The sequence below is a fragment of the Saccharicrinis aurantiacus genome, from assembly GCF_001660705.2.
GTDB lineage: Bacteria > Bacteroidota > Bacteroidia > Bacteroidales > Marinilabiliaceae > Saccharicrinis > Saccharicrinis aurantiacus.
In genome coordinates this window covers 52,917-77,462 of the sequence record NZ_LYBV02000032.1, presented here as the reverse complement: position 1 = coordinate 77,462, position 24,546 = coordinate 52,917, and the positions used below count along the sequence as shown (strand labels likewise).

The 24,546-nt window shown below is 36.0% G+C and carries 15 protein-coding genes; 6 read left to right on the top strand and 9 right to left on the bottom strand.

All coding sequences use genetic code 11. The features are described 5' to 3' along the window. Window positions 1-49: 49 nt before the first annotated feature. The 5 genes from A8B35_RS15640 (at window position 50) to A8B35_RS15620 (ending at window position 8,495) form a co-directional block, all read left to right on the top strand. Complete coding sequence (locus A8B35_RS15640) at window positions 50-475, top strand: biotin/lipoyl-containing protein (RefSeq protein ID WP_068473909.1); 426 nt, start codon at window positions 50-52, stop codon at window positions 473-475. Between the two features lie 2 nt (window positions 476-477). After that, entirely contained in the window at window positions 478-1,731 is a 1,254-nt protein-coding gene (locus A8B35_RS15635; protein ID WP_068473906.1) for a sodium ion-translocating decarboxylase subunit beta, read from the top strand. Window positions 1,732-2,559: 828 nt separating this feature from the next. Next, window positions 2,560-5,730 (top strand): SusC/RagA family TonB-linked outer membrane protein, encoded by a 3,171-nt coding sequence (locus tag A8B35_RS15630; protein WP_068473903.1) that lies wholly within the window; start codon window positions 2,560-2,562, stop codon window positions 5,728-5,730. Between the two features lie 18 nt (window positions 5,731-5,748). After that, window positions 5,749-7,281, top strand: a complete 1,533-nt coding sequence (locus A8B35_RS15625) for a SusD/RagB family nutrient-binding outer membrane lipoprotein (protein ID WP_068473900.1) — start codon at window positions 5,749-5,751, stop codon at window positions 7,279-7,281. 29 nt (window positions 7,282-7,310) lie between these two features. Next, window positions 7,311-8,495, top strand: coding sequence for a hypothetical protein (locus tag A8B35_RS15620; protein ID WP_068473897.1), 1,185 nt, complete (start codon window positions 7,311-7,313; stop codon window positions 8,493-8,495). Window positions 8,496-8,657: 162 nt separating this feature from the next. Here the strand turns inward: A8B35_RS15620 and cobU are convergent, their stop codons facing one another. The 9 genes from cobU to A8B35_RS15575 all read right to left on the bottom strand — a co-directional run bounded on the left by cobU (window position 8,658) and on the right by A8B35_RS15575 (window position 22,684). After that, a complete protein-coding gene (gene cobU, locus A8B35_RS15615) occupies window positions 8,658-9,167 on the bottom strand; it encodes a bifunctional adenosylcobinamide kinase/adenosylcobinamide-phosphate guanylyltransferase (protein ID WP_068473894.1) in 510 nt (169 codons plus the stop codon). A 78-nt stretch (window positions 9,168-9,245) separates the two neighbouring features. Then, a complete protein-coding gene (gene cobC / locus A8B35_RS15610) occupies window positions 9,246-9,821 on the bottom strand; it encodes an alpha-ribazole phosphatase (RefSeq protein WP_068473891.1) in 576 nt (191 codons plus the stop codon). An 81-nt stretch (window positions 9,822-9,902) separates the two neighbouring features. Then, on the bottom strand, window positions 9,903-10,679 hold the full coding sequence (locus A8B35_RS15605) for an adenosylcobinamide-GDP ribazoletransferase (protein ID WP_068473888.1): 777 nt from the start codon (window positions 10,677-10,679) through the stop codon (window positions 9,903-9,905). Window positions 10,680-10,837: 158 nt separating this feature from the next. Beyond that, window positions 10,838-11,872, bottom strand: a complete 1,035-nt coding sequence (gene cobT / locus A8B35_RS15600) for a nicotinate-nucleotide--dimethylbenzimidazole phosphoribosyltransferase (RefSeq protein WP_068473885.1) — start codon at window positions 11,870-11,872, stop codon at window positions 10,838-10,840. An 899-nt stretch (window positions 11,873-12,771) separates the two neighbouring features. After that, window positions 12,772-14,211 carry a RagB/SusD family nutrient uptake outer membrane protein gene (locus tag A8B35_RS15595; RefSeq protein WP_075603446.1) on the bottom strand — a complete coding sequence of 480 codons (1,440 nt, stop codon included), beginning with the start codon at window positions 14,209-14,211 and terminating at the stop codon, window positions 12,772-12,774. Window positions 14,212-14,230: 19 nt separating this feature from the next. Next, window positions 14,231-17,344, bottom strand: coding sequence for a SusC/RagA family TonB-linked outer membrane protein (locus A8B35_RS15590; protein WP_083634484.1), 3,114 nt, complete (start codon window positions 17,342-17,344; stop codon window positions 14,231-14,233). A 627-nt stretch (window positions 17,345-17,971) separates the two neighbouring features. After that, window positions 17,972-19,288, bottom strand: coding sequence for a permease (locus tag A8B35_RS15585; protein ID WP_068473880.1), 1,317 nt, complete (start codon window positions 19,286-19,288; stop codon window positions 17,972-17,974). Window positions 19,289-19,524: 236 nt separating this feature from the next. Beyond that, a complete protein-coding gene (locus A8B35_RS15580) occupies window positions 19,525-20,262 on the bottom strand; it encodes a LolA family protein (protein WP_245820802.1) in 738 nt (245 codons plus the stop codon). Then, window positions 20,225-22,684, bottom strand: a complete 2,460-nt coding sequence (locus A8B35_RS15575; RefSeq protein WP_068473878.1) for a DNA translocase FtsK — start codon at window positions 22,682-22,684, stop codon at window positions 20,225-20,227. Before A8B35_RS15575 ends, A8B35_RS15580 begins: the two co-directional genes overlap by 38 nt. A gap of 281 nt (window positions 22,685-22,965) precedes the next feature. Here A8B35_RS15575 and gpmI point away from each other — a divergent pair, with 281 nt between their 5' ends. Further along, window positions 22,966-24,495, top strand: coding sequence for a 2,3-bisphosphoglycerate-independent phosphoglycerate mutase (gpmI, locus tag A8B35_RS15570; RefSeq protein ID WP_068473875.1), 1,530 nt, complete (start codon window positions 22,966-22,968; stop codon window positions 24,493-24,495). Window positions 24,496-24,546: the final 51 nt, after the last annotated feature.

Below are 24,546 nucleotides of genomic sequence, written 5' to 3'. Positions count from 1 at the left end.
AGGTGTGATTATCATTTTCGTTTAGGATAATGAAATAAACTTAGTTCAAATGAAGAAATTTGATTTTTCCGTATCTGGAAATAAATATAATGTAGAAGTTAAAGACTTCGAAGATTCAATAGCTACAGTGTCTGTTAATGGAACAGTGTATGAGGTTGAGGTTCATCAAGAGAAAAAGGCTGTTTCAAAAACGCCTAAGTTAGTACGTAAGCCTATTGCTCGCAAGCCGGGTGAAGGTGCGGTGCCTCAAAAGGCAACAGGAGCTGGTGCTGTAAAAGCTCCACTTCCAGGTAACATTTTCCAATTAAATGTTGCGGTTGGCGATTCTGTATCTAAAGGTGATGTGCTTTTAGTAATGGAGGCCATGAAAATGGAGAATAATGTTTTAGCAGAGAAAGATGGTGTAGTGAAAGAGATTAAGGTAGGTTTAGGTGATGCAGTTCTTCAAAATGATATCTTAATTGAATTCGAATAGCCATGAGAAAATTTGTAACAGTTTATAGTGTTTTAGCACTTTTGTTTTGCTTGCAAATAGTTTTTGGTACTGATGTTATGGCAGCCGTAACTGAAAGTACTGGTGGACTAAGTGCAGCAGATGGATTAACAGAACTGTGGAATTTCACAGGCTTTGCTAATTTGCATGGTAGTTACAGCAATCTTATTATGATTGCTGTAGGTCTCTTCTTTATTTTTCTTGCAGTTAAGTACGATTACGAACCTTTATTATTAATTCCTATTGGAACTGGTATTCTTTTAGGGAATATTCCTTTTTCAGAAGGTTATAAAATTGGTATTTATGAGCAAGGATCTGTATTGAATTACTTATACTTTGGTGTTGAGCAGGGTATATATCCGCCACTTATATTTTTAGGTATTGGTGCAATGACAGATTTTTCCTCGTTGATATCAAATCCTAAGTTAATGATATTGGGTGCAGCAGCACAAATAGGTATTTTTGCAACTTTCTTAGGTGCATCTGCTATTGGTTTTACGCCTCAAGAAGCTGGAGCAATTGGTATTATTGGTGGAGCAGATGGTCCAACGGCTATCTTCCTTTCTTCTAAGTTGGCTCCTCACCTTATGGGGGCAATTGCAATTGCAGCCTATTCTTATATGGCTTTGGTTCCGGTTATACAACCACCAATTATGAGATTAATTATTCCTAAAAAAGAGCGTGCTATTAAAATGAAACCGCCAAGAGCAGTTTCAAAGACAGAGAAAATTATGTTTCCGTTAATAGCTCTATTATTAACTACATTTATTTCTCCATCAGCTCTACCGTTATTAGGTATGTTATTCTTTGGTAATTTATTAAAGGAATCTGGAGTAACGGAGCGTTTAGCAGATACAGCTCGAAATTCGTTAATTAATATTGTTACCATATTATTAGGAGTAACAGTTGGTGCGTCAACGCAAGCTAATGTGTTCTTAACTACAGATTCACTTAAAATATTCGGATTAGGAGCACTATCATTTGTTGTTGCAACAGCAGGAGGTCTCTTATTTGCTCGCTTTTTAAATGTTTTTGTAAATAAAGATAATAAGATTAATCCTCTTATCGGGGCTGCTGGTGTTTCTGCAGTTCCTGATTCTGCAAGGGTGGTTCAGATGGAAGGTTTAAAGACTGACCCTAATAATCACTTGCTTATGCATGCAATGGCACCAAATGTATCTGGTGTAATTGGATCTGCTGTAGCTGCAGGTATTATGCTTAGTTTCTTGATGAAATAGATATATCATCTTTGATTTATATAATGGCCGATTCGTTCTTGCGAATCGGCTTTTTTTATTTAGTAGTATTGGGGTTGTGCAGCTTGTATAGGTTTATTACTGTTTATATGATGAATTGTGGTTAATAAATTACGGTTTTTGTTTGTGTAGGTTCAGTTATTGACTGTTATTAATTAGGGTGTTTTACTTACATTTTTATTTTTATTGTCTGAAAAATAATATATCTGGTATTTGATTACATATGTCATATGTGGCGATTTAATTATGGAAATTGGAATGTTTGCTTAGTGATTGTAATTATAAAAAATATTTTCACACCCCTATTTTTTTACTCAAATACCTCCTGTAAATGATAATAATTGCTAATTATTATAAAATATTTAGGGGTATGTTTGGAAAATATAGATTTATATATACATTTGCAATGTGATTCATATCTAATCAAGAGTATTACAAAAGACAAGTTTTGTCTTATGATTTATTACTTTAGAATTGCTTTAGATTATGGATTGTAATTGCAGTTTTAAAAATCATTACTATATTTGTAGCGTATTTATAAGTTTAAGTGTTCCCCCGCTTTTATAAATACAACTCACATAACTATTGTAATTATCAAAAAAAACAACAAAAACCTTTTGTCTCATGAATATCAAAAACATAAAATCAGAACAACATTATTAAAGGAATAAATATTCCATAACCTCTATTGCACTAAAGATAGTACATTATTGGGTTTGTTATGCTATTAAGACTTGTCATCTTAATAGTCTATTATATTGCATTGTCTTTTATTTAAATACACTATTATTAATTTAAATCTTTTGTTTTATGCGGAAATTAGCATTATTTCTGTTTTTGACTCTATTTGTAGGGTTACAAACGATTACGGCTCAAACAAAAGCCATATCAGGTAAAGTTGTCGACGATCTTGGCGAGGCATTACCTGGTGTAGCTGTTGTAATCAAGGGCACAACTAACGGGACTACAACTCGTTTCGATGGTACTTATACATTACAGGTGCCAAATAATACAACTTTAGTTTTTACCTATATAGGTATGGCGGAACAAGAAGTTGTTGTAGGAGATCAAACTACAATTAATGTCACATTAGCTTCAGATTCTGAAGATATTGATGAGGTAGTTGTTACTGCATTAGGGATTTCTAGAGAGAAAAAATCTTTAGGATACGCCTCGCAAGGGGTTAAGGAAGAAGATTTAATGGCTGCAAATGATGCGAACGCAATTGCTTCGTTATCAGGTAAAGTAGCTGGTCTTTCAGTTTCTGGTCAAAACTTCTCAGGTTCTCAAAATATCCTTATTAGGGGTGCCAGTTCTTTCAGTCAAAATAACCAACCGTTATTCGTTGTTGATGGTATTCCATTGAGTAACGAAGGTTTTAATGATACCAATACACAACAAGGTGGTGGTGGTTATGATTATGGATCTATGATCTCTGACCTTAACTCATACGATATTGCTAATGTTGAGGTATTGAAAGGTTCGGCAGCATCTGCTCTTTATGGTAGTAGAGGTCAGAATGGTGTAATCATGATTACAACAAAATCAGGTAAAAAAGGTAAAAAGTCTTTCTCTGTAGACATCAACTCAGGTGTTACTTTCGAAAGAGTAAATGTAATGCCTAAGTTACAGAATTCTTATGGTGGTGGACATGGATTTGACCAAGTAACACTTGACGGAAAAGAATATACTGCTGTACAGTATAAGGTAGATGAAAGTTGGGGTCCAAAATACGAAGGTCAAGATGTTTTACACTGGTGGGGTGTTTACGATTGGGAACAAGGTTTAACTGATACTCCTCAAACAGGTAAATGGGAAGCTCCGAAGAATGATGTTAAAGATTTCTACGAAACAGGTATCTCTTACCAAAATAGTATTAATGTAGTTTCTACTTCTGAAACTTCAGCTTTGCGTATTGGTTATACTAATATTAATATGACTGGTATTGCTCCAAACTCTTCTCAAAACAAGAATACATTCAATATGAATGGTTCTACTAATTTATTTGATGGTCTTATAGAGTTGAACTCTAATGTTACTTTTGTTAATACGAAAACAGAAGGTCGTCCTCAGTTTGGTTATGGAGATAACTCTTCAAGTCAGAAATTCTTTATGTGGGGTCAACGTCAGTTAGATATGGATCGCTTAAGCAACTATAAGAATCCTGATGGAACAATGAGAACTTGGAATAGAAAAAGTGTTACTAATCCATCTCCTCAATATTCTGATAACCCATACTGGACAGCTTACGAAAACTATCAAGATGATGATAGAACACGTATTTATGGTACTGCTGGTGGTAAAGTAAACGTAACTGATTATTTATCTGTAGTAGGTAATGTATATTTAGATACTTATACTTTCAATGTAAACGAGCGTACTGCAAAAGGGTCTCAAGCACTTTCTTTATTTAAGCAAGTACAGCGTCAGGCAATTGAAATGAACTACGAAGGTAAAATTAACTTCAGAAAACGTTTTGGTGATGTTGATGTTAACGCATTTGTTGGAGGTAATATTAGAAATGAGTCTTACTCTCGATTTGAAGGTGAAACAAATGGTGGACTAGTTGTTGATGGTTTATATAACTTAAATAACTCAGTTTCTCAATCTACTGTTGATGATTATGATAGAGCTAAGAAAATTAACTCTTGGTTTGGTATGGCTAGTGTAGGATACAAAAACTTTGTATACCTAGATGCTACTTACCGTAAAGATTTTGACTCATCGTTACCTACAGGTAATAATTCATATGGATATGCTTCTATCTCAGGAAGTTTTATTGTATCTCAGTTAATTGAGTTTGATTGGATGAATAATTTGAAAGTTCGTGTTAACTACGGTGAGACAGGTAACGGAACAGATCCTTATCAAATTTATAATACTTACGAATTTTCAGATCCATTTAGTGGAAACCCACAGTTTACAAATGATGATCGTTTAAGAAATTCTAACCTTTTACCAGAGAAAACGCAAGAAATTGAGCTTGGATTAGAAGGTACATTTTTAAATAATCGCTTAGGTTTCGACTTTAGTTACTATAGTCGTGATACAAAAAACCAAATTGTACCTGTAGAAGTTAGTGGTTCGGCTGGTTATACTGAGCAGGTTATTAACGCAGGTTTAATCAATAACTCAGGGGTTGAAATATTGTTATATGGTACGCCTGTTAAAACTCAGGATTTTGCATGGAATATCAACTTCAACTTTGCACGCAATAAAAACTTGGTTAAAAACTTACCAAACGGTTTAGATAAAATTCAGTTAGCTAGAGCTCCTTTCGGTGGTGCTTATATTAATGCTACTGAAGGAGCTACATTCCAAGAGGTATATGCTATTAACTATTTAGAGGATGGTAACGGTAACAAAGTTATTGATCCTGAAACTGGTTTTTATGCAACAGGTGAATTAGAGTCTGTTGGTTCTGTACTACCTGATTATACTGCTGGTTTAAAGAACTCTTTTAGTTATAAAAACTGGGATGCAGGTTTTCTTATCGATATGTCTAAAGGTGGTGTATATTATTCACTTACTAACATGTGGTCAATGTACTCAGGTATGGCTGAAGAAACTGCTACTCCAACATCTAATGGAAATACTATCCGTGAAGATGGTTTAGTATTAGGTGGTGTAGTTGATAACGGTGATGGTACATTTAGTCCTAACGAAACTCGTATTTCAGGTCAGGCTTATTCTCAAAACTTCTATCATGGTAACGGCACGCCGAGTGCAACAAGTATTTTTGATGCATCTTATTTTAAATTAAGAGAAGTTACTTTAGGGTATACATTACCTAAGTTCTCTGATGTTATCCAATCGTTAAGAGTATCTGCATACGGTAGAAATTTAGCTGTATGGGGTCTTGATAACAAGGGTATCGATCCAGAAGCTATCGTTGGTGGTAACGGAAATATCCAAGGTATTGAAGGTGGAGCTGTTCCATCTACTGCATCTTATGGATTAAATGTTCAAATTAAATTTTAATTCTTAAAAGAGCTTATTATGAATAAAATAAAATATTTAGCAATAGGTCTTGTTGTTGCTCTGATGGCTTCTTGTAGTGTTGACTACTTAGAAGATCCAAACCAAGCAAAAGTTGTACCTACAAGCGGTTTGATGAACCGTGTGCAAAAACGCTTAATGGATGACACTCGTGATGAGTGGTTTTCAGGACGTCAATCAATACTATGGGTTCAATACTGGAACCAAGTAAATTATACTGAAGAAGATAGATATCAATATAGAGAGACTACTAACCAAAATGGTTGGGATGATTTATATAAGAATGCGCAGGATATGCAAGATATCATTACTTTAAATACTGACGAGGAAACGGCTCCTTCAATGATTCAGTATGGACCTAATGAAAATCAAATTGCTGCAGCTCGTATCATGATGGTATATATTTATCATTTAGCAACTGAAATGTGGGGAGATGTTCCTTACTGGTCATATGGTAATGATGATGCCGATTTTCAAGCGAATAGCTTAAAGGATGATGGTATAACTACTCCTAAGTATGCTACTCAAGCGAAAATTTATGCTGACATGTTAAAAGAGTTAACTGAAGCTTCTGCTCAAGTTGATGTTACAGAAAAAATGATTGACGGAGATAACTTCTTTGGAGGAGATGCTTCTCAATGGGTTAAGTTTGCAAATTCATTACGTTTACGTTTAGCTAACCGTGTTAAAGATAAGTTACCTGAAGCGGCATCTTATGTAACTTCAGTTGATGCTACAACTTTAATGACTTCAAATTCAGATAACGCTGGTGTAACATACGAGAATAACGCTTTAAACGGAGCTCCTATGTATAGAGCTTATGTGGTTAACGCTCGTGAGGATTTTGCCCCTTCTGTAAGCTTTGTTGAATTGTTACAAGGTGAAAGAGGAAACTTCAGTGCTGATCCTCGTTTAGATATTTTTGTAGCCGATAACGGTGATGGTTTTAAAGTAGGTATTCCTTTAACAGGTAGTAATGCTGAAGTAAATGCCTTTAAGCATGCTTCTTTACCTGGTGACGCTATCTTAGCACCAGATTATACTGAGTATTATATGGAGTATGCTGAGGTTTGTTTTATTATGGCTGAGAATGATGTTGCCAATAGAAAAGCATGGTACGAAAAAGGAGTAATTGCTTCTATGGAGCGTTGGGGCGTTGCTTCTGATGTTGCTGTAGCGTATGCAGCTGGTTTGCCTGAAGCTACTATAGAGAATGTGATGACCCAAAAGTACATTGCACTTTATATGCAACCAAATGAGGCTTGGAGTGAGTACCGTAGAACAGGTTTCCCAAAGACATTGGTTAAACCAAATGTAGCATATGATTATACTTACTCGTATGTAGATGGTGCTGGCGCTGTTGTAACAACTACAGAAAACTACACTTTTGTACCTATTGGTGGATTAACTGACTTGCCAAATAGAAATATGTATTTGTTGAATGAAGCAAGTGTTAATAATGCTAGCGTTACTGAAGCGACTACAAACATGGGTGGCGATAAGCAAGACACTAAAATGTGGTGGCAGAAATAATTAATTTTTAATTTTAATAATAACGATATATGAAAAAGATATTATTATATAGCGCATTAGCTGCCGCATTTTCATTCACTGCTTGTGACGATAGTTTCACTGAGCATGAATTTTTGCCAGCAGCAGATGTTGCACCAAGTTTAAGCGAAGTTACTTTATTTGATACCCCGTTTACAGTTGACTTTGCTGTTAGTAACCCAGCTGTTGAGAGTATTAAAGTTACAGGAGGAGAGGGTGTTGACCAGACAATTGCTGTGTCTAGCCAAAGTGCCTCTTTAGCTTTAAAAGATTCTGACTTTGGAGCTTATTGGGCAATTGACTCAATGGTTTATTTCAATACTGAGATCGATTATGGATCTAATAAATCAACAGGAAGCTTTAGTGTTTCTGTTATTGCTCCTACATCAGCAGAAGCTGGTGGTTCGGTATCTGAGTATAGTTCTGATAAAAACTATATTACATTAGCATGTAATACCGTAGCAACAGATCTTACTGATGTTAAAGCAGAAAAACGTCGTGTTGTAGGTGGAGATTTTGAGAATACTGATTGGGTTGAAGTTACTGGTAAATTAGCAGGAACTAGCTTTGAGTTTGTTGATTCAATTATGGGTACGGGTTATGACTTAACTGATACTATTCAGTATCGTGTTGTAGCTAATTCTGGTGCTTATTCTGATATGGCAATGGTTACAATCCCTGTAATTTCAAAGTATTTTGCTTCAATGGATATGGGTTATGTTATGACTGATATGGATTTTGCTTTTATGCCTGTTGAGGTTGAAGAAGGTGAAGATTCAAAGGATGCAGGTGTATTAACTCTTACATCAAGTGCTTCTGCTGTTGGTTTTACTTCAGTTGATACAAAATTCGTAAAAGTTGAACTTGGTACAGCTTATCCTGAAGGTCATGAAAATGAAGGTGAGTTAGATCCTACTACGGGTGATGTTTTAAGCTATGATGAACTAGCCTCTTTCTCGAAAGTCGTTGAGATATTTGATGGAGGATCTCAAGTAATGGCTGTTGATGCAATGGTGGGTGATGTTTACGTATTTAGCTATGAGTATAGTGAAGAAAATGATAAAGGTGAAGTTATCGCAACACATATTTATTATGGTTACTTTACTATTTCTACTGCAGATGCAGCATTAAATGGAAATGCCGCAAAAGTAGGTTTCTCATTTAGTCAAGATATAAAGGAAGTTGCAGCAATGTAATTATATCCCATAAAAACTTACAGCTAAGCTATGGTGGGACATAGATTAAAGGTTTAGTTGTGTGAGTGGGGGCAGATTCTTGAGAATCTGCCCTTTCTTACGTAAACAAAAAGCCCCATTGCATTAGATTTGCAATGGGGCTTTTGTATTTCTCTCTTTAGGTTATTTTACTTTTAAAGGGATGCCGCTTACCATTAAATTTACTTCGTTAGCTTGTTGAGCAATATATTGGTTCATCCAACCTTGTAGGTCGGTGAATTTGCGTTGTACGGCATTTTGAGGCATTCCACCTAGGCCTATTTCGTTAGTAACTATGATAAAGGTTGTATCTTGTCTTTTTAGCATGTTAATCTCTTCTTTAGCTAAATTTAAGGCAACATCAATGTTACTATCATTATCAAAGAAGAAGTTAGTTAACCAAAGTGTAACGCAATCAATTAATACCACTCGATTGGTGAAATTGTATTTCGATATGTTCTTCTCCTCTTCAATATTCTCCCACCTGTCGTCTCTGTCATCTTTATGGCGTTGAATGCGTGCTGCATGTTCATCGTCCCAGATGCGTGATGTGGCCAAGTATATGGGATTGTCGCTTAGTTCTAAGGCTTTTTCCTCAGCCCAACGGCTTTTTCCAGAGCGTTGTCCTCCTGTTACAAATATTATATGTGCCATGTGTAATTGTTAATTATTAGTTGTTACTTATTAATGGCTTTACAGCTTGTTTAGTATATTTCACAACTTAGTTTCAGATTAAGGTTTGAGTATTTCTACTTCTTCATGCGAATCAAATAAAACTATTTTTACAACAGATGCATAGTTCAATTTAAGTCGGAATATTTTGTTTAAAGGAATGCTGAGGCATTGCGCAATTATGCAGCGTATAATGCCAGAATGTGTTACTATTGCTGCAGTGCTGTCATCCTCAATTGAAGTTTTACAATGTTTTAAAAACTCATTGGCTCTGCTGTTCATATCACCGAGGGACTCTCCATTTGGAGGGGGGAGATGAACGAAGTCGGCCGACCAAGTTTCCATTTGCTCTTTGGGTATATCATTCCATTTCATTAGCTCCCAATCGCCAAAATCAATTTCTTTGAGCAAGTCATTGTAACGAATGGTTTTATCCGTAAATAACTCCTGTGCCAATACTTTACATCTTTTTAGGGGGCTGGAATATACGGTATCAATTTCGGCCTGCTTTAGCAGTTGATTAATTTCATTAGCTTCTTGTTGAAATGAAGCTGTAATATCTAAATCGGCTTGCCCGTAGCATACACCAGGTTCTACCTTTGGTGTGGTATGACGAATGATATATAGTGTTTTCATCAGTTAAATAGTATCAAGTATCACCTATCAAGTATCACGACTTTGTCGGGATATTGATTTCTGATACGATTCAAATAATTTCTAAATAATGCCTTTTTCAATTAAAGTGCCGAGTGCAATTATGCTTAGGTAAAACACTACCTCGGTTACCTGCTGAACTGTTCCAAGAGCATCTCCCACATAACCACCTATCCATTTTTTATAGTATTTCTCCAACCAAACTTTCGTAATAACAAGTGGTATAATACTTAGGAATATGATCCAGTTTTTGAATAAAAGTAAGGGGAGTAGACCAATAATGGATGCAATGAATAAATCTTTAAACTTTAAATTTTTAGTTACCGGTTTCGATTTGCTTAATTCATCTTCTCTTACATACGAGAGGGAATACATGGTAGAAACGGCAAATAAGCGACTAATGCTGTGCCCGGCAATAATACTAGGAATGATGATGCCAAGTGGTAGCGAGGTAATGGAATAAAACTTCAAAAGTAGTAGCATTATAGTGCCAATCAAGGCATAGGCGCCTACTCTTGAATCCTTCATAATATCCATTATTTTTTCGGTAGTCCAACCTCCGCCAAAACCATCACAAACATCGGCGAAACCATCCTCATGAAAAGCACCCGTTGTTATAATTGTGGCGATCATAGATAATATGACGGCTATTTCAATATTGAAAAGAAAATTAGCTACATAAAATGCCAATGCCCCAATGCTTCCAACTACTATTCCCACAAGAGGAAAGTAACGATTGCATTTGTTTAAATTGTGCTCAGAATACCCAACCCACTTCGGCACAGGTATGCGCGTTATAAACATTAGGGCTGTAAAGAATAAGCGTAATTGATGTTTCATTTAATAAGTATCAAGTATAAAGACAAAAGTATAAAGATTTATTTCGAATTATCGAGATGATATAAGCGTTCGTTACTCTATATGTAGCATCCTTGCTTTTTCTATAGGCAATAAATCTTATGTCTTTATACTTTGGACTTATGTCTATTTTGAATAATTTATTTTTCTGTGGCTACTCCAGCATCGGCAAAACTACTCATATTATTTAGGAATTGAACCGCACTTTTAATAACTGGATAAGCAACCGCATTTCCGGTACCTTCGCCCAAGCGCATGCCTAAGTCTAGAATGGGTTCTGCATTTAAATGATCGAGCATTAATGCGTGCCCTTTTTCGTTTGATTTATGGCAGAATAGTGCATAATCAGCAATGGTTACATTTATTTTTGAAGCTGCTAAAAATGCCGCAGTAACAATAAAACCATCTACCATCACAATCATTTTTAATTCTGCTGCCTTAAGCATAGCTCCGCATATGGTGGCAATTTCGAAACCGCCATAGGTGGCCAAAATTTCTAGTGGAGAATTGGGTATGCCTTGTTTGGCTATGGCTTTAGCAATAACTTCAGCCTTGTGTGCAATTCCTTTTTCATCGAGCCCGGTACCTGCTCCGGCAGCATCTTTAGCATCAATATTGGTATAAGCCGTGAGAAGTGCTGCTGCAGCGGTGGTGTTACCTATGCCCATTTCGCCAAAACCAATAATATTAGTTCCGTTGGCGTGCAATTTTTCGGTAATTGCCGCACCATTTTGCATGGCTTGTTCACACTGAGCGATAGTCATGGCAGCTTCGGAGGCAAAGTTTTTTGTGCCTTTGGCAATTTTGTAATCTAGTAAACTAGGATGTTTTTCAAAATCGAAGTTAACACCCGTGTCGGCTAGCACAAGTTCTATGTTGTTTTGCTGTGTGAAAACATTTATTGCAGCACCACCACCTAAAAAGTTCATCACCATTTGAAAGGTTACTTCTTGAGGGAATGGGCTAATACCTTCTTGCGTTATGCCATGATCGGCCGCACAAACTAAAATGGCAGGTTTATTTAGTGCAGGACTTAAAGTATCCTGAATTTTACCAATTTTGAGTGCGATGGTTTCTAATTTACCTAGCGATCCTAGTGGTTTGGTTTTGGTATCTATTTTTTGTTGCAGTGCTTCCTCTATTTGAGTAGAAATGGGTTCGATGTTGAAATTCATAAGAGCTTATGTATGTTTATATATTTAGTGTTTTTCTTTAAAAATCGTTTCTAAATGTAAGGCTAATTTAGTTTATAATTTATTTTTGCAGACAATGTTGTCTTAAATAATATTACCTATTGGGTTTTCAACCCAAACCTGCCTACCGGCAGGTAGGCCCGACTTATGCTGAAACAATTTTTAATACTCAATTAAAAATCATTCCGATCTTTCCTTAATGAAAGAAAGTAACCTGCCTGCAAAGGCAGGGCAAAGAAAATCAAGGCTGCTTTACAAATAGGTTCTTATTTATCTAAAGCTTAAGTGCGTTTGGGTGATTTTCGAGCGAAGCTCTCAACTTCCCAAACTTACTATAGCTTCAGCTAAAACGAATCCTATTTGTAAAGAGGCCAGCCTAAGGGGCGCTTAAATACATACCCATAAAAATTTTAATTTCAACAATCTTTTTAAATATTTAGGACGCTATTGGTCTTAAATAATATTACCTATTGGGTGGTTTGCCCAAGCTTGCCTGCCATCAAAGGTAGGGCAAAGAATCTTATTAAAAGGTTATTACCACACTCAACAATATTTAAGTGAACTTGAAATTGTATTCGATTATCGCAATAATTCAAACCTTTTGTAAAGAGGTCATCCTGAAAAGTAACATAAATTCAAGTTTACGAAAAACCACATTCTGATAACAAGCGATTGATTTTAATATCTGCGCCAAAACCGCAAAGCCATTTTATAAGTAAAACAAGCTTGCGCCAAAGCCGCAGGGCTATTTTTGGAATTAAAACAGTCTTGCGCTAAAGCCGCAGGGCTATTGTGAAATTGGTATAACTATAAATGAAGAAAGCCACTTTGTACGGATACAAAGTGGCTTTTGAATATGATGTAATTGGTATTACAAATACTTAGTTGGCATAGTAGCTATTTTGCTGTATGCTTCCTTTTGATGCGTCAATTTCGCGCTGCGGAATGGCAAATAAGTTTTTACCTGAAGCTTGAGAAATTTCTTCACTATCACCTACATTAGGTACAATAAAGCTTTTGTTATTTCTCAATAAATCATATGATCTATGATTTTCTCCAGTAAACTCTCTTCTGCGCTCATCTAAAATATCATCTAATGTTACCTCAGTAGCATCTGTGTAATTAGTGAATCTGTTTCTGCGTAAATCGTTGTAATATTTAAGTGCATCGTTGCTGTTTCCTTCTTTAACAGCAGCTTCGGCAGCAATTAAATAAAGCTCGGCAATACGGATTACCTGAACCGGGTTAATGGTTACCTGGTTATCTCTACCTGTAAATTTATTTAAATGAGTCATTTCTTCACCACCTTCGTTAAGGCTTGTGATGATAACGTCTTTACGTACATCATTGTCATCAGATTGAATAAATGCAATTTCTTCATCTGTTGGGAATACCTCTTCGTACGAATCGGGCTGTGTATAGTAACCAACACTGTTTAATGAAGCATTGTAACGTGCATTAGCTATAATGGCAAATAAGTTACCTGGTCCGTTTTCCTTAGTCCATGCATCCACATAGTTTGAGGCATCTACCAAAGGAATACTTGAACCTTCAATAACTTCTTTGGCTAGGTCTAAAGCTTCTTGGTCTCTTTCTAAATATAAAAGAACTCTTGCCTTAAGGCCTTTAGCTGCAGAAACACCAACACCACCGCCACCGCGAGTAATATCTTCGTTTAAGAAAGTGATTGCTGTATCGTAATCGGCTACAATAAAATCGTAGGTTTCCTCAAGACTTGCTCTTGTTGGCAAATGATCGGTACCATATAATTTATCAGCCAAAGGAATTCCCATTACATTACCATTTGCATCTTTATTACTCGATTGAGTTGCGTAAGTTGGTAAGTCGGCAAACGTACGTGCCACATCAAAATGGATGGTAGCTCTAAGAGCATAAAGCTCGCCTACTAATTGATCGTACTTAGGATCTTCTTGTTCGTCGGCAGGTACATTTTCTTTTAGTTCAATTGCTCTGTTAACTGCACCAAGAGCTTTGTACATTTGCTCCCAGTATCCTATGGTAAAGTGCGAAACAGGGTTGGTGTCGTAACGACCTACAGGTGAAAACTGGTTGAACGATTTTAATGATTTGTAACCATCGCCACGTAAAGCACCTGTTACACCAAAATCTCCTGTATAGTAAAAACGGTGATTCATTAAATGGTAAATACCATTTACAACGTAATCAAAATCAGTTAATGATTCAACGACTTCATCGTCGGGAAGACCTGTTGAAGGGTCTTCGTTTAAGAAACTTTCCATACATGAGCTAAAAGCAAATGCAATAGTCAGTAGAATTGTATATAATTTTATTTTGTACATAATTGTAGTTGTTTTGTGATTAGAAACTTAAGTTAACTCCTAAAGTATAAGTACGTGCCGCAGGTGTATCTGCAGTTCTGTATCCATTTAATGGTACTTCAGGCTCAATGTTGTCTTCTTTAGTCCATGTTAATAAGTTACCACCTACAAAATATACGGTAACATCGCTAAAGCCTGCTTTGGTAAGCATTTGCTTTGGTAAAGTGTATCCAATACGTAACTCTTTTAATCTGATGTGATCTGTTGATAAGATATGACGTGATGAAAATTGATCAGATCTGTAGTAAGATCCTGTTACATCAGTACCACCTAACATTCCACCAAAAACAGGAATTGGGTTTTTTGCATCGTCACCAGGTTGTTGCCAATAATCAGAAGCAGTAGATTCAGGAGTAAAGTTACCTGCTCTTAAACCATCGTGATGAGAGAAATAACCAGGGTAATTAAACATTTCGCCACCAAAACTATAGGTTACTAAAGCACTTAATTCCCAGTTTTTAAATTTCAATCCAGTATTTACCGATCCCATAAAATCAGGAACCGCTTTACCTACAACTCTTCTTTCTGCCTCGTTAATGTTGGTAGTTGTAGAGCCATCTTCTTTATACCATGTCCCTAAACCAGTTTGGCTATCAACGCCAGCCCATTCAGGTAAGTAAAAAGAATACATACTTTCGCCTTCGCGATAAATATACATACCACCATCACCCGTAACAATATCTTCGTTATTTGGTAATTGATCAACAATAGCTTTTTGCTTTGTAACATTAAAACCAACATCCCAACGCCAGTCGCCTTTGTCGATTATGTTTGCGTTAAATTGAAACTCAACTCCAGAGTTAATAATAGAACCCGCATTTCCAACATAACTTCCAAATCCGTTATTTACCCAGCTAGTTGGGAATTCAATAATAAGGTCATCAGTGTATTTGTTGTAGTACTCAACCGTAGCATTAAATCGGCTTAGGAAAGAAAAGTCAACGCCTACGTTAAAGTTTTTCGATTTCTCCCAAGTTAACTCATCGTTACCAAGGTTTCCTGGGAAATATCCTGGGCCACCATTAATGCTTCCTGTTAAGAAATAGTACGACATATAATCGTAATATCCCGGAGGTAAAGTACCATTTGTACCATACGATGAACGAACTTTTAAGTCATCAACCCAAGTGGCATCAGCCATAAAGTTTTCTTGAGAAATTCTCCAGCTACCTGATACAGACCAGAACTGTCCCCATCTGTTATCTGACGCTAAACGAGAAGAACCATCGGCACGTAATGATGCAGAAGCGTAATATCTGTTATCGTAGTTATAGTTAAAACTAGATAAATAAGAAACTAGTTTTGCAACATCAGTTTGTGAATCTGATTTTGTTGGAGTACCTAAAGAAGCTTCATCCAATTTATCGGTAGGCATGTTTTGCATAGTCATACCTTTAAATTGATAAGTTTGAGCTTGCACTTCCATACCACCAATGGCATTGATGTTATGCTTTTCGTTTAAAGTTTTAGTGTAGCTTAAGATATTTGAGTTGGTAATGCTAGTGTTATTGTAACCTTGCATATTTAAATATCCATTGTAATTCATTCCGTTTAATGAATATGGACTCCAAAATTCTTTGCTATCAATGTTAGAGTGATCCACACCAACAGTAGTTTTAAACATTAAATCGTCAGTGATATCCGCCTGAGCATAAGTTGTAGCTAAGTAACGGAATGTAGTTGTAGTTAATGTTTCGCGCTCACGACCCGTTCCGCCTAAACCAACTTCGGGGTGTGGTGCTCTACTATATGGGTTTGTTGCATCTGGGTTATATGATCCATCTGCTAAATATGCAGGAGCAGTAGGGTTCATTTGGAATAAAATTCCAAGAGGAGAAGTAGTTCCGATACCTTGCTCTTGCGCACTTTGATCTCGTTTACCATTCTGCGTTGTATTACTTACCGACTGATTCACACCAAACGAAAACCAGTTGTTGGCTTTGTGGTTTAAGTTAACACGACCAGAGATACGTTCAAAATCAGTACCTAAAACCATACCGTTAACTTTGTTATATCCGGCACCAGCATAAAAGTTTGTTTTCTCGTTTCCACCAGAAGCTGAGAATTGATAGTCCATAGAAGAACCATTTCCGTAAACAATATCTCGGTAGTCAGTGCTATGTCCTGGGGTATTGATATACGCGCCAGAAGCTCCGTTAGCATATGCATTAGCCTCATTCATATGAGCATCTCTATTGCCATAGTTTGGGCTCGATGGGTTAAATACACCTTGCTTAGCTAAGTATTCGTTAGCAAAACCATCGTGTACCCATTGTTCGTATTGAGAACCACTCATCATTTCAAACGAGTTAGTTGCTAACTCAGAAATACCGTGCTCTGCTTTAAAGTTAAACTGTGTTTTTCCTTCTTTACCTTTTTTAGTGGTGATGATGATAACACCATTGGCTGCACGCGATCCGTATAATGAAGCAGCAGCAGCATCTTTCAATACTGTCATTGTTTCAATATCATCAGGGTTCATGGTTGCTAATAAGTTTGATGATCTTTCAGCATGACCGAAATCACCAGTCTCCATTGGTACGCCGTCGATTACATATAGTGGTTGAGTAGAAGCATTCATTGATCCTACACCACGTATTTGAACCTCACCAGCCGAACCTGGATCACCATTGGTTGAAGAAATACGTACCCCTGAAACTTTACCAGCTAGGGCTTTATCTACAGACTCAACAGATGAGTTACTTTTTAATTTTTCGTTGTTGATAGAGGTTGCCGAACCAGTAAATGATTCTTTTTTTGCAACACCATAAGCAACTACCATTACTTCTTCAACGGCCACAGCATCATCGCCCATCAATACGTTTATCACGTCTGAAGTTATAGCTCTTTCAATAGTCTCCATACCAATGAAAGAGAATACTAATGTTTCTGCATCGGCAGGCACTGTAAGGTTGTAGTTACCATCAAGGTCGGTTACTGTACCTACAGTAGTGCCTTTAATTACAATTGATACTCCCGGTAAAGGTTCATCTGTCCCACTTTCTGAAATGTGTCCTGTAATGTTTTTGTCTTGGGCAAAAGCTACGCTCGTAGCCATAACAAGCAAAAACAGTAAGGTTTTTAATTTTCGCATAAATAATAATTATAATAGTGTAAATAGTTGATAGCTATTATTTGGCATGTAATACCAAATGCATTATTGAATGATGGATCAGAAATTGAATTATTTATAGATTCTACGATGAATAAAATAGAGATATAGCCATGGCTACATTGATATTTTATGAAGCTGTAGAAGCTTTATATAAACAATTTGTATCAATCATTTGATGATGTTTTTGGTATAATTCCCAAATGCGAAAAACAGAGAGATGTTATGCTTAGGTAAAAGCAAAAAGCAAGTTTAATACAGTGATGTATTGGTTTGAGAGTTTATCAAATTATAAGGTAATACCCGGGTTTGATGGGTAATTCATAAGAGTAGGGTGAAAGGTAATTTGTGTGTGTTTTAGGTGCTGCAAATATAGATTGACTAAAATATTTATGCAAATATCAGAGACTTACATCTTTTAGTAAAAAGGTATAAAACGTGGGTGTGAATATTTGCAAAAAAATAGTGAGTAGTAGTTGTTGTTGGGTAAATGGCTTGTATATAAATGACATACGAGGCTTACAATTTGAAAGCTGTGATATGTAAATGTAAGGTATTGTTGGAGTAAAAAATATTTGAAATAAATCCTCTTTTAATAGGGGGTAATTCTTATTTTATCCTTTTTACGTAAGAATACCCTAAAGAATTAACTGTTTCTTTAACCATATCATCATTTATTGAGGTGCCTGTTACAATAACTGTATTTTTTTGCGGATTGGCACTTACTGTACTAACCCCATCCTTTTGTTTAAGGTTTTTTTCAACATTAGCTTTGCAATGGCTACATGTCATTCCAGTAACTGAATATTCTGCAGTTTTACTAATACCAACAAAATTCATCTGCTGAGGATTAAAGTTAGGCTTGTTATTGGTAATATTAATGCTGGTATTGTTAGTTATTGGAGCTGAGTAGGAATTGTTCTTTTTATGTCTTTTTATATATCCATAAATTACTAACCCCACAAGTGTTAAAGACGATAATATTTTAAACCAAAATGGTAACATTTCATGGTTGTGATGCATGTGCTCATTTTGAGCAATACTAAACCATTCACTAGGTAAAAAGTGATTAATAAGAAATCCAAAAGCAATTGCACCTCCAATAATTGAAAATAGGTAACTGAATAGTGTTTTATTACCAAATACCTTTTTTATTACTGTTATGGTTGCCGCATTTGTTGCTGGTCCGGCCATTAAAAAAATAAGTGCAGCCCCGGGAGATAAGCCTTTCATCATTAAAATGGCGGCAATGGGTACCGAAGCCGTGGCACATACATAAAGTGGGATAGAAGCCAATAGTACCATAAGCATGCTTAATGGTTCGTTGTTGATGTATTGGATGAAAAAGTTATCGGGAATTATGGTTGCCAATGCCGCAGCAATCAATAAACCTATAATTAACCATTTGGCTATATCCATTAAAAATTCATTGAAGCCATATTTTAAGACTCGGCCTAAGGAATGATCCGTTTTTTTTGTGCCACTTTTAATGGGAGCTACCTCTATTTTTTCCTCTTTATCAATTGCGTTAGTTAAAACACCTCCTAATACACCTGTTATAAGTGCAACAATAACTCTGATGATTGCAAAGGGCAAACCTAAAAGAGAATAACTTACTAATACGCTATCTACACCTGTTTGGGGTGTTGAAATCAGAAAGGAAACACTGGAGCCTTTTGAAGCTCCGTTCTTATAAAAAGAAATCCCGGTAGGTATAACACCGCATGAACACAAAGGAAGTGGGATGCCTAGTAGTGCTGTGTTAATAACCGACATCAAATTATTTTTGCCCATATATCTGTTAATCCACTTTTGCGGAAACCATACCTTAAGTACTCCTGCAAAGAAAAAGCCTAATAATAAATATGGGGCCATTTCATTGGTGATGCTGATTAGTTCCTGAAAGAATTGATATATATATTGCATGATGTTTTTTTCTGTTTTATACTAAACGTATTAAAAGGACTAGTGTTTGAATTGAGCTTGTAAAAGTATTTAATTATTAGGCATAAAAAAATCCCCTCGAAAGGGGATTTTGTATCTAATGATTTTTAAAATCTTAAAAAATTTATTGAGCAATGATTGTATTGTGAAGTGAAGAGTGCTTAATGTTTTGCACTTTATTCTTCTGACTTCTAACCGAAAACTCAAAAACTATAGGATTAACGCATATCAATCACATCAACATCAGGATTTGCATTTGTATCAAATACAAACATAGCGTCTTCCATTGTGTTATTGGTATTCATATTTTTAATTGTGATGGTGTAATTATTGCCATCTTTTCCTACCTGCTCTATTGAGTATATATCGTTACTCTCTTTAATTACCTTTAATTTAATGCGAGAATAAGGTTTATCTCTGTTTTCAGGATAAAGATCAATTACTTCAACGGTAACGCCATCAATAGTTTCTTCGCCTTTATATGCGAACTTAAAACCGCTTTGATAAATCGTAAAAATAGTAGCAGGATTTAAAGTTTCTTCATCTTCCGGATCGGGTTCATCTACATTTACTTCTTCCGCATCCATCATATGCGTCCATAATGTTTTGCCATCAAAATAAGTGTCCACATCCATTAATGAAGCTTTGTATTTTTCTCCTTTAATAAATATGATACCGTCGTACTCTTCACTTATTTCTTCTTGCTTGTTTTCCATTCCAAACGAAAAATCAGCTTGAATGGTAGTATACGTTTTTGTTTTGTTAGTAACTTTATCAAGTATTCCTTTTGCTTTTTCAGCATCTTGCGCCATTACCAAAGTGGGTAGTATGGCTAGTATAAATAGTAGTTTCTTCATGCGTTTTTTTAATCTATAATTAATGAGTTTACTCTTTAGTGTTTCAAAAATGATACCATCATTACAAGCTATCCAATAGTCTTTGTAACTCAGCTTCATCTTGTATTTTAACTTCGCGTGCTTTACTTCCCTTAAATTCGCCCACAACTCCAGCAGCTTCAAGTTGGTCAATAACCCTACCTGCTCTGTTGTAACCAATAGAAAAACGACGTTGAATAAGAGAGGTTGAACCCGATTGATTGGCCACTACAATTTTAGCAGCTTCCTCAAAAATGGCATCTCGGTTACTCATGTCTACCTCGCCTGGGCCGCTATCTGCTGATTCACCAACATACTCGGGCAGTTCAAATGCACTGGCGTATCCTTTCTGCGATCCAATAAAGTCGTTAATTTGTTCCACTTCTGGTGTGTCAACAAAGGCGCACTGTACACGAACCAAGTCACTTCCCTGAGAAATAAGCATATCACCACGTCCGATAAGTTGGTTGGCACCCGGGGAATCTAAAATAGTTCGCGAGTCAATCATCGAAGCTACTTTAAATGCCACCCTAGTTGGGAAGTTAGCTTTAATAACCCCCGTAATAATATTTGTTGATGGGCGCTGAGTAGCAACTATCATATGTATACCCACGGCACGTGCAAGTTGTGCAATACGGGCAATTGGCATTTCTACTTCCTTACCAGCCGTCATAATTAAGTCGGCAAACTCATCAATAATAACCACTATATACGGTAAGAAACGATGTCCGTTTTCAGGATTTAAGTTACGTTTAACAAACTTATGGTTGTATTCTTTTATGTTACGAGCATGTGCTTTTTTAAGTAAATCGTAACGCGTATCCATTTCAATGGTTAACGAGTTTAAGGTGTTAACCACTTTTTGTACATCGGTAATAATGGCATCATCATCTTCACTAGGCATTTTTGCCAAGAAATGACGTTCTATTTTACTATAGATGTTTAGCTCTACTTTTTTAGGATCTACCAAAACAAACTTTAATTGCGATGGGTGTTTCTTGTAAAGGAGAGATGTAATAATGGCATTTAAACCAACCGATTTACCCTGACCTGTAGCACCGGCCACAAGCATGTGCGGAGCCTTTGCTAAATCAATTACATAGGTTTCGTTCGAAATGGTTTTACCTAAGGCTACTGGTAATTCATATTTTGATGTCTGGTATTTTTTAGCGCTTAATATTGTTTTCATCGATACCACTTCAGGTACCGAATTTGGCACTTCAATACCAATAGTACCTCTACCTGGTATTGGGGCAATAATACGAATACCCAATGCGGCTAAGGATAAAGCAATATCATCTTCAAGATTCTTAATTTTTGAGATACGAACACCTGGAGCAGGAACTATTTCATATAGAGTAATGGTTGGCCCTACTGTGGCTTTAATGCTTTTAATTTCAATTTTGTAATCAATAAGTGTATTTACAATATTGTCTTTATTAGCATTTAACTCTTCTTCGCTTACTTGTTGATTTCCTAAATGGTGTTCTTCGAGTAAGTCGAGTGGAGGTAATTGGTAATTCGATAAATCTAAGGTTGGGTCATAGTCTCCCAAAGGAGTGTTTTCATTACTTTCCAATACCTCTTCTTCTACACCTTGTTCAACTGTAAATGTATCTTCTGATTCAGAATCACTTCCTTTGTTTTCAGAAATATCAAACGTAAGTTCAGTTTCTTTTTCAACAGGAGTAGTCGCTTCTATAGTTTCTTCTTCAATGGGTTTTGTAATGGTAAACGATTCCTCCTCTTCAGCAACAGTCTCTTCCTTACTATCAGTAGTAGTTATCTCTTCTTCTGCTATTGGTTCTTCCGTAATTACAGTTTCTTCGTTTTGTACATTATCAACACTTGTGTTAGCATTTGATACCGTATTTGGGATGGGTTCTTTCTTTGCGAATAGCTTTTTAACCGCCGGAATAAATCCTTCAAAGGTAAAGGCTAAATAAGTAGTAAGAGTAAAGCAAAGAACTAAAATTATACCCACATTGCCCAAGGCAGATACAATCCATTTGCTAGTGAAATAGCCCATCTCACCACCTAGTAGTAAATATCTATCGTTAACTGATGAGATAAACAGATAACCTAAAAAAGTAGATAGCCACGCTGTAATAAAAAAACTATTGAGTACGGTTTTCTTTAGCGATGTAATTCGTATTCTAAATAAACGGAATGCCAAAACAATTAATACTGCAATTATTGAAATGGCACTAATGCCTGTCCCTGTGTTGATAAATAAATCAGCAAAATAGGCGCCAATTTTACCAGTCCAGTTCTCAACATTGATATCTGAATTACTAATAAACTCAAAAAAATCGATGTTAAATTTACTGTGATCAGCACCTCCTGTAAAAATGAAGGATATAAATGCAACAAATAAAAATATAGAAAAGCCTATTAAGAACAATCCGCTAATAATACGAACTCTAAAATCACTTAGCTTCACCTTTAGCTTGTCGATTAGGCTTGGTTGTTTTGCTTTACTTTTTCTTGACTTACTCGCCATACGAAATATTATGTTTTTTACATTATACTTATCGGTTCACAAAATTAATAATTGCTCCTACTTATCCTTTAAATCAACGTAAAACTTTTGTGCTTAATATTTATTATTAAACCCATTTTTTAAATAGATGTATGTAAAACTAAAGTTATAAATTATTAAAAGAGGCGCTGATACAATAAGTAGCTGTCTATATAATTTGTTTTTAGCTTATAATTAGATAATTTTGCGCACAATTTAGAATTATTCAAAATAGTTAATACATATAATAAAATATAATTATCATGGATAAGAAAACGATTCTTGTTATTCTTGATGGATGGGGATTTGGAAACAAATCAAAATCTGACGTAATCTCAACTGTAAATCCTCCTTATTGGAATAAATTAGTTGAAAAATATCCAACCTCTCAACTGCAAGCTTCTGGCGAATTTGTTGGTTTGCCTGATGGGCAAATGGGAAATTCTGAAGTAGGTCACCTTAATATTGGTGCTGGTAGAGTTGTTTTTCAAGACTTAGTTAAAATTAACAAAGCTTGTGAAGACGGATCTCTTGCTGAAAACCCAGAGCTTAAAAAAGCATATGCTTACGCTAAAGAAAACAACAAAAAAGTTCACCTTTTAGGATTAATGTCTCAAGGTGGTGTTCATAGTAGTCAAGCACACATTCACGCTTTATTAGATGTAGCTAAAGACACTGGTTTAACTGATGTTTTTGTGCATGCTTTTATGGATGGTAGAGATACTGACCCGAAAAGTGGTAAAGGTTTCATGACTGAGTTAGAGGCTCACATGGCTAAATCAGTAGGTCAAGTAGCAAGTGCTACAGGTCGTTATTACGCAATGGATCGCGATAAGCGATGGGAGCGTATTAAAGTTGCTTACGATGCAATGGTAGCTGGTGTTGGTGAAGAGTCAACTACAGATATGACTGCTGCAATTCAAGCTTCTTACGATGCTGATGTAACTGATGAGTTCATCAAGCCAATTGTAAAAGTTGATGCTGATGGAAATCCAGTTGCTAAAATCGAAGAAGGTGATGTAATTGTATTCTTCAACTACCGTAATGATAGAGCAAAAGAGTTAACGCAAGTTTTAACTCAACAAGATATGCCAGAAGAAGGAATGAAAACTATTCCTTTACACTATTGTACAATGACTCCTTACGATGCTAAATTCGAAGGAATGCACATTCTTTTTGATAAAGAAAATGTGCAAAATACAATTGGTGAAGTTGTTGCAACTGCAGGTTTAAAGCAATTACGTATTGCCGAAACTGAAAAATATGCACACGTTACATTCTTCTTCTCAGGAGGTCGCGAGGCTGAGTTCGAAGGCGAAGAGCGTATCTTAGTAAACTCTCCAAAAGTAGCTACTTACGATTTACAGCCTGAGATGAGTGCTTACGAGGTAAAAGATAAAGTTGTTGCTGAGTTAAATGCTAATAAATTTGACTACATCACATTAAACTTTGCCAATACTGATATGGTTGGTCATACAGGAGTTTATGAAGCAATCGAAAAAGCAGTTGCTGCTGTTGATGAGTGTTTAGAAGGAGTTATTGAAGCTGCCAAAGCAAATGGTTACGAAGCTATTATTATTGCCGATCATGGTAATGCTGATAATGCTGTTAATGCTGATGGCTCGCCAAATACAGCTCACTCTTTAAACCCAGTACCATTTGTTTGGGTTACTGAGCGTCAAGGTGAAGTTGCTGATGGTGTATTAGCTGATGTTGCTCCATCAATCCTACAATTAATGGGAGTTGAGCAACCTGCTGACATGACAGGTAAGTCTTTAATTACTTTAAAATAAGACATAAGTATCAAGACATAAGTATTAAGACTGATTTGCTTCTTTGTGTTG